This window comes from Mesorhizobium sp. M8A.F.Ca.ET.021.01.1.1, assembly GCF_003998025.1.
In the GTDB taxonomy this organism is placed as follows: Bacteria; Pseudomonadota; Alphaproteobacteria; order Rhizobiales; family Rhizobiaceae; genus Mesorhizobium.
The window spans coordinates 1-6283 of sequence record NZ_RZSJ01000357.1; the positions used below are offsets into that span (position 1 = coordinate 1).

The window sequence follows — 6283 nt, forward strand, 5'->3', positions numbered from 1 at the left end:
CTTCTGGCGAGGTTCGGCGGCCGCGATCATCGTCAGGATATCCGCCAGGCACGGCTGGGCGCCGCAATGGCGGCCAACGATCTGCGCCAGGATTATGTGCGGGCGGTGGTCCGGGAGGACGGCAGCGGGTTGGTGGCGACGCCGTTCGGCATCCAGGATTCTTCGATGCTGAGGATGCTCGCCGATGCCAACGGATTGGTCGTGCGCGCGCCTTTTGCTCCCGCATCTGTTGCCGGAGACGCTTGCAGCGTTCTGATGTTGCGTTGAAGAATTATCTTACAAATAGCTGATAACAGGACAAAAATGATCTCGGCTATTCCGAGATCAAAGTCCGCGTCAAGGCGTGCGCTGGATCGGCAAGGCCATCGACAACATCGTAATGATGCCGATCAGGTTCGACCACGGCATTGGTAATTGCGCCAAGTCCGGTCCAGATGTTGGCCAGCAACGCATTCTGGCGCAGGAATTCGGATCGCTCCCCACCGCCGGCCCAGCAGGTGATGCGGATACCATCCAGGGGGCGCAGCAGTGCCGGGCTTTCCGTCTGCGCCTCATGCTCATCGATTTTCAGCGTCGCGTTCATGTCCGTGCACATCAGCGGGCGCAAATCATGCAAGCCTGAAATCGAAACGACATGGCGTATACGCCGCGCGACATCGGCAGCCAAAGGCGTGGTCACCGTCACCATGCGGCTGGCGAGATGTCCACCGGCCGAATGTCCGGTCAGAATCAACGGCCCGTCGACCATTGCCGCGGCCCTGCTGATAGCCGTCCCGATTTCGGTGACGATGCCGGCGATGCGTATGTCGGGGCACTGCGTGTAGGACGGCATCGCCACGGCAAAACCGCTGTCGACCGCGCCGCCGGCGAGGTGCGACCACAAGCTCTTGTCGGTCTCCATCCAATAGCCCCCATGGATGAACACCACTAGGCCCCTCGGCGCGGCCTTGGGCAGAAAGAGGTCGAAGCGGTTGCGCGGACGATCGCCATAGGCAATGTCGATACGTGCCCGGCCCTGTGCCGATAGCGCATCGCGGAACGCCTGCGCGGGTTCCGCCCATGCGGCCGGCCAACGGTCACTGCCGGCGATATTGGCGCCGTTGGCGTAGGCATTGTCCCAGTCGGCAATGCGATGGTCTGGCATCGGCACCCTCCCCCGAAGCGGCATCGTTTCTGCACTAGCAATGGCCGCCGCCATGTCATGCGTCAATGCTCCGGCAAAAACATTTTAGGCTTGAAACAAATTTCGACTGGTGCGATCCTGCCTGCGGAACAGTCGACAATGGGAGGTCCGCTGTGCTGTCCGAATCTGCCAATCGTCACCTTTCCGGCGACATGGTCGACAAGGTGTAGCCGGCTGCACGAAGCCTTCCGCGAAAGATGGGAATTCAGATCCACCGCCTCCGGCCAGGTGCCCCCACGCTGGCCGGGCAGCAGACAGGGACAGCGGCGACATGCTTGGGCCTTCAGCGCATACCGACACGTTCACGCGCGATCATCTGCCGCCGCCCGAACAATGGCCCGACTTCCTGCTCGACGGCTTCGACTACCCCGAACATCTCAACGCCGGTGTCGAATTGACCGACCGGCTGGTCGAGAAGGGTCTCGGCGACCACACCGCCCTGATCGGCAATGGCCGCCGCCGCACCTACAAGGAACTGTCCGACTGGACGAACCGGCTCGCCCACGCGCTGGTCGAGAATTATGGCGTCAAGCCGGGCAACCGGGTGTTGATCCGCTCCGCCAATAACCCAGCCATGGTCGCCTGTTGGCTGGCCGCCACCAAGGTCGGCGCCGTCGTCGTCAACACCATGCCGATGCTGCGTGCCGGCGAACTCACAAAGATCGTCGACAAGGCCGAGATCACGATCGCGCTCTGCGACACCAGGCTGATGGACGAGATGACCGCCTGCGCCAAGGACAGCGCGTTCCTGAAGCAGGTGATCGGCTTCGACGGCACCGCCAACCATGATGCCGAGCTCGACCGCGCCGCCCTCGACAAGCCCGTCACCTTCACCGCCGTCAGCACCGGCCGCGACGATGTCGCCCTGCTCGGCTTCACCTCGGGCACGACGGGCGTGCCGAAGGCGACGATGCATTTCCACCGCGACCTGCTGATCATCGCCGATGCCTACGCCCGCGAAGTCCTGCAGGTGACGCCGGACGACATCTTCGTCGGCTCGCCGCCGCTCGCCTTCACCTTCGGTCTTGGCGGGTTGGCCATCTTTCCCCTGCGCTTCGGCGCGGCGGCGACCCTGCTGGAACAGGCGACGCCACCCAACATGATCCACATTATCGAGAGCTACAAAGCCACCATTTCCTTCACCGCGCCGACCGCCTACCGCGCCATGCTGAAGGCCATGGATGAGGGTGCCGACCTGTCATCGCTGCGTGTTGCCGTTTCCGCCGGCGAGACCTTGCCGGCTCCGGTCTTCGAAGAGTGGACACGAAAGACCGGCAAGCCGATCCTCGATGGCATCGGCGCCACGGAAATGCTGCACATCTTCGTCTCCAACCGCTTTGACGACAGGAAGCCCGCTTCGACCGGCAAGCCGGTCGGCGGCTACGAGGCGCGCATCGTCGACAACGACATGCGCGAAGTGCCGCGTGGCGAGACCGGACGGCTGGCGGTGCGCGGGCCAACCGGCTGCCGCTACATGGCCGATGACCGGCAGAAGGACTATGTGCGCGACGGCTGGAATCTCACCGGCGACACCTTCACGCAGGACGAGGACGGCTTCTTTCACTTTGCCGCGCGTTCCGACGACATGATTGTCAGCGCCGGCTACAACATCGCCGGACCCGAGGTCGAGGCGGCGCTGCTTTCGCATCCCGATGTCGCCGAATGCGCTGTCATCGGCGCCGAGGATGGCGAGCGCGGCCAGATCGTCGAGGCGCATGTCGTGCTGGTGCGAGGCGTGGCGCCGGACGCGATGACCGTCAAGCGCCTGCAGGACCACGTCAAGGCAACCATCGCGCCCTACAAATACCCGCGATCGGTCAAATTCATCGCCGCGCTGCCCAAGACCCAGACCGGCAAGATCCAGCGCTTCCGCCTGCGCACGGAGAAAATCAATTGAGCGAACCCTACGATCCGGCGTCCGAAGGCGCACAGATGTCGTTCAAAGAACGCATGTCCTACAGCGACTATCTGCACCTGGAGAAAGTACTCGACGCGCAGGCGCCGCTGTCGTCGGCGCATGACGAGATGCTGTTCATCATCCAGCACCAGACATCGGAACTCTGGATGAAGCTCGCCCTGCACGAGATTGGCGCCGCGATCCGCTCGATCCGTGCCGACCGGCTGGAGCCGAGCTTCAAGATGCTGTCGCGCGTCGCCCGCATTTTCGAGCAGCTGAACAACGCCTGGGACGTGCTGCGCACGATGACTCCAAGCGAATATACCGAATTCCGGGACGCGCTCGGCCAGTCCTCGGGTTTCCAGTCCTGGCAGTATCGCGCCATCGAATTCATGGCCGGCAATCGCAACCTCGCCATGCTTGGGCCGCACAAGCACCGGACGGACCTCACGGGCAGGCTGGAGGCAATCCTGACCGAGCCGTCGCTCTACGATGAAGCGCTGCTGCTTCTGGCACGCAACGGATTCGACATCGGCGCCGATGCCAGGCGCACGGACTGGCGAGAGACGCGCAGCGAGAACGAAGAGGTCCTCGTCGCCTGGCAGACCATCTACCGCGATCCGCAGCGCTACTGGATGTTCTATGAACTGGCCGAGAAACTGGTCGACTTCGAGGACTACTTCCGCCGATGGCGCTTCAACCACGTCACCACGGTCGAGCGCATCATCGGCCTGAAGCGCGGCACCGGCGGCACATCCGGTGCCTCCTACCTCAAGAAGATGCTCGAGGTCGTCCTGTTTCCGGAACTCTGGAACGTCCGTACCCGGCTCTGAGCTCCTTGGTGCGGACTGGAAAGCGGCGCGGCACTTTTCCTGGAATTGCGCCGACGCTTCAGGTCACCGCGGTCTTGACCGCGAAGCGCGCGTCCTTCCACGCGCCGGTGCGCAGGATATCTTCCAACACCCCGACCGCCTGCCATACATCGGCGTAACCGACATAGAGCGGCGTGAAGCCGAAGCGGATCGTCGATGGCGCACGGAAATCGCCGATCACGCCGCGCTCGATCAGCGCCCGCATCACCTGGTAACCGTTGGGGTGGAGGAACGAAACCTGGCTGCCGCGCTGCTTGCCATCGCGCGGGCTTTCCAGCTCCAGGCCGTAAGCGCCGCATCTGGTCTCGACGAGTTGGATGAACAGGTCGGTGAGCGCGATGCTCTTGTTGCGCACTGTCGCCATGTCGACATCGTCCCAGATATCCAGCGCCCCCTTGAGCGCCCGCATCGACAAGACCGGTTGCGTGCCGCACAGGAAGCGACGGATGCCGCTGCCGGCCGCATAACCCTGCTCGAAGGCGAAGGGCCGCGCGTGGCCCCACCAACCGCTGAGCGGCTGCTGGACTTGGTCGTGATGACGCGTGGCGGCGTAGATAAAGGCTGGCGCGCCCGGACCACCATTGAGATATTTGTAAGTGCAGCCGATGGCGAAATCCGCATTGGCGCTGTCGAGTTCGACCGGCAAGGCGCCGGCGGAATGGCAGAGATCCCAGACGATCAGCGCGCCGACCTGATGGGCCTTGCATGTCAGTGCCGCCATGTCGCGCAGCTGGCCGGATTTGTAATTGACATGGTTGACCAGGATGACGGCGACACGCTCGTCGATCAGTTCCTCAATGGTCGGCGCGTCGACGCCCTCGAGCCGCAAGACAGTGCCGGGTCGCGTCGAGGCCACGCCTTCGGCCATATAGAGATCGGTCGGAAAGCTGTCGCCTTCGGCGACGATGACCGACCGGTCCGGCCGCATGCCGAGTGCGGCATGCAGCACCTTGTAGATATTGATCGAGGTCGTATCGCACACCACGGTCTGGCCGGGCGCGGCGCCGATCAGCCGTCCGAGCTGGTCGCCAAGTGCCAGCGGCATGTCGAACCAGCCGGCAGTATTCCAGGCGCGGATGAGATCCTGCGCCCACTCCTGGGTGGCAGCCTTCTGCAGCTCGTTGAAGACGGCGGGTGCCGCGGCCCCAAGCGAATTGCCGTCGAGATAGATGACGCCTTCCGGCAAAATGAACCGGTCGCGCATGGCGCGCAGCGGGTCCGCCGCATCCATGGCCTCGACGGCTGCGAAATCGAGCGGTGCACGCATCATTTGTGACATTCCCTGGTTATTCATGCCCTGGTTATTCACGGATCGCTTCGCGTGCCGGCGCGGACCCGCGGCTACGCTTGAGGCTGGGCAAGGCAAGCATGGCGAGCACGAACAGACCCGTGGCAAGCTTCAGGTCGGGCGGCGGCATGCCGGCGGCAAGGCAGAACGACACCAGCTGGTAGTAGATGATCGCGCCGGCGAAGGGCGCCAGCAGCTGGCGCCAGACCGTCTGCTTGCCGACGACGGCCTCGCCGATCATCAGCGCGGCAAGGCCGTTGATGAGGATCCCCAATCCCATATTGACGTCGGCAAATCCCTGCGACTGCACCATCAGCGCGCCGCTTGAAGCCGAAAAAGCGCTCGCCAACCCGACACCGCCTATGGTCGCGGCCCAGACATTGATGCCTTGCGCCTCGGCCATGTCGGGATTGGCGCCCACGGCACGCACGGCCGTCCCCTTCTCGGTCCTGAAGAACATGTGGAGCAGCATGAAGGCGATCAGCGCGAGAAGGCCGGCGACGACGATCTTGCTGGCGGGAAAACCCGGCCGCGCGAACGGCACCCAGTCGAACACCGTCGGCGAGCCGAAGACCGAGAGATTGGACTTGCCCATGATGCGAAGGTTGATGCTGTAGAGCATCGTCATCATCAGGATGCCCGCCAGAAGCGTGTGGATGCGGAAGCGCAGATGGATGAAGGCGGTGCAGCAGCCCGCCGCGAAGCCGGCAACGAGGGCGGCGGCGATGCCTACCAACGGCGATGCGCCGGCGGCAAGGAGGACGCCGCAGATGCAGCCGCCCAGCGGAAAGGCGCCCTCGCTGGTGAGATCGGGAAAATTCAGCATGCGAAACGGAATCATGATCCCGAGCACGACAAAGGCCAGGATCAGGCTTTGCGCCAGCGTGACCGGCATGATCGCGACGAAGCTGGCGAGAACGTCCTGAATGAAGCCCATGATGATCAGCTCGCCAGCAACATGCGGTCGGTCTTGACTGAGAAATGGCCGATCAGATCGATAACCGTGATCCTCGCCTTCTCTTCGCCTGTGACCTCCAGGAGGA

5 protein-coding genes and 2 pseudogenes are annotated in these 6283 nt (G+C 63.6%); 3 read left to right on the top strand and 4 right to left on the bottom strand.

The genetic code is table 11. The annotated features are described in order from the left end of the window. Nucleotides 1-267: pseudogene (locus EOA36_RS23645) on the top strand (molybdopterin molybdenumtransferase MoeA); the annotation flags it as partial. 46 nt (nucleotides 268-313) lie between these two features. Here EOA36_RS23645 and EOA36_RS23650 read toward each other — a convergent pair. Further along, nucleotides 314-1144, bottom strand: coding sequence for an alpha/beta hydrolase (locus EOA36_RS23650; protein WP_127279650.1), 831 nt, complete (start codon nucleotides 1142-1144; stop codon nucleotides 314-316). 310 nt (nucleotides 1145-1454) lie between these two features. Here EOA36_RS23650 and EOA36_RS23655 point away from each other — a divergent pair, with 310 nt between their 5' ends. Together EOA36_RS23655 and kynA are read left to right on the top strand one after the other, a co-directional pair. Further along, nucleotides 1455-3080: an AMP-binding protein gene (locus EOA36_RS23655; RefSeq protein WP_127279651.1), complete on the top strand. Its 1626-nt coding sequence runs from the start codon at nucleotides 1455-1457 to the stop codon at nucleotides 3078-3080. Then, nucleotides 3077-3913, top strand: coding sequence for a tryptophan 2,3-dioxygenase (gene kynA / locus EOA36_RS23660; protein ID WP_127279652.1), 837 nt, complete (start codon nucleotides 3077-3079; stop codon nucleotides 3911-3913). Before EOA36_RS23655 ends, kynA begins: the two co-directional genes overlap by 4 nt. 58 nt (nucleotides 3914-3971) lie before the next feature. On the opposite strand, the gene kynU is transcribed toward kynA, so the two are convergent. The 3 genes and pseudogenes from kynU to EOA36_RS38950 all read right to left on the bottom strand — a co-directional run. After that, nucleotides 3972-5219, bottom strand: a complete 1248-nt coding sequence (gene kynU / locus EOA36_RS23665; RefSeq protein ID WP_127279654.1) for a kynureninase — start codon at nucleotides 5217-5219, stop codon at nucleotides 3972-3974. Between the two features lie 34 nt (nucleotides 5220-5253). Continuing rightward, nucleotides 5254-6177 carry an ABC transporter permease gene (locus tag EOA36_RS23670; RefSeq protein ID WP_127279653.1) on the bottom strand — a complete coding sequence of 308 codons (924 nt, stop codon included), beginning with the start codon at nucleotides 6175-6177 and terminating at the stop codon, nucleotides 5254-5256. Nucleotides 6178-6182: 5 nt separating this feature from the next. Next, nucleotides 6183-6283: pseudogene (locus EOA36_RS38950) on the bottom strand (ABC transporter ATP-binding protein); the annotation flags it as partial.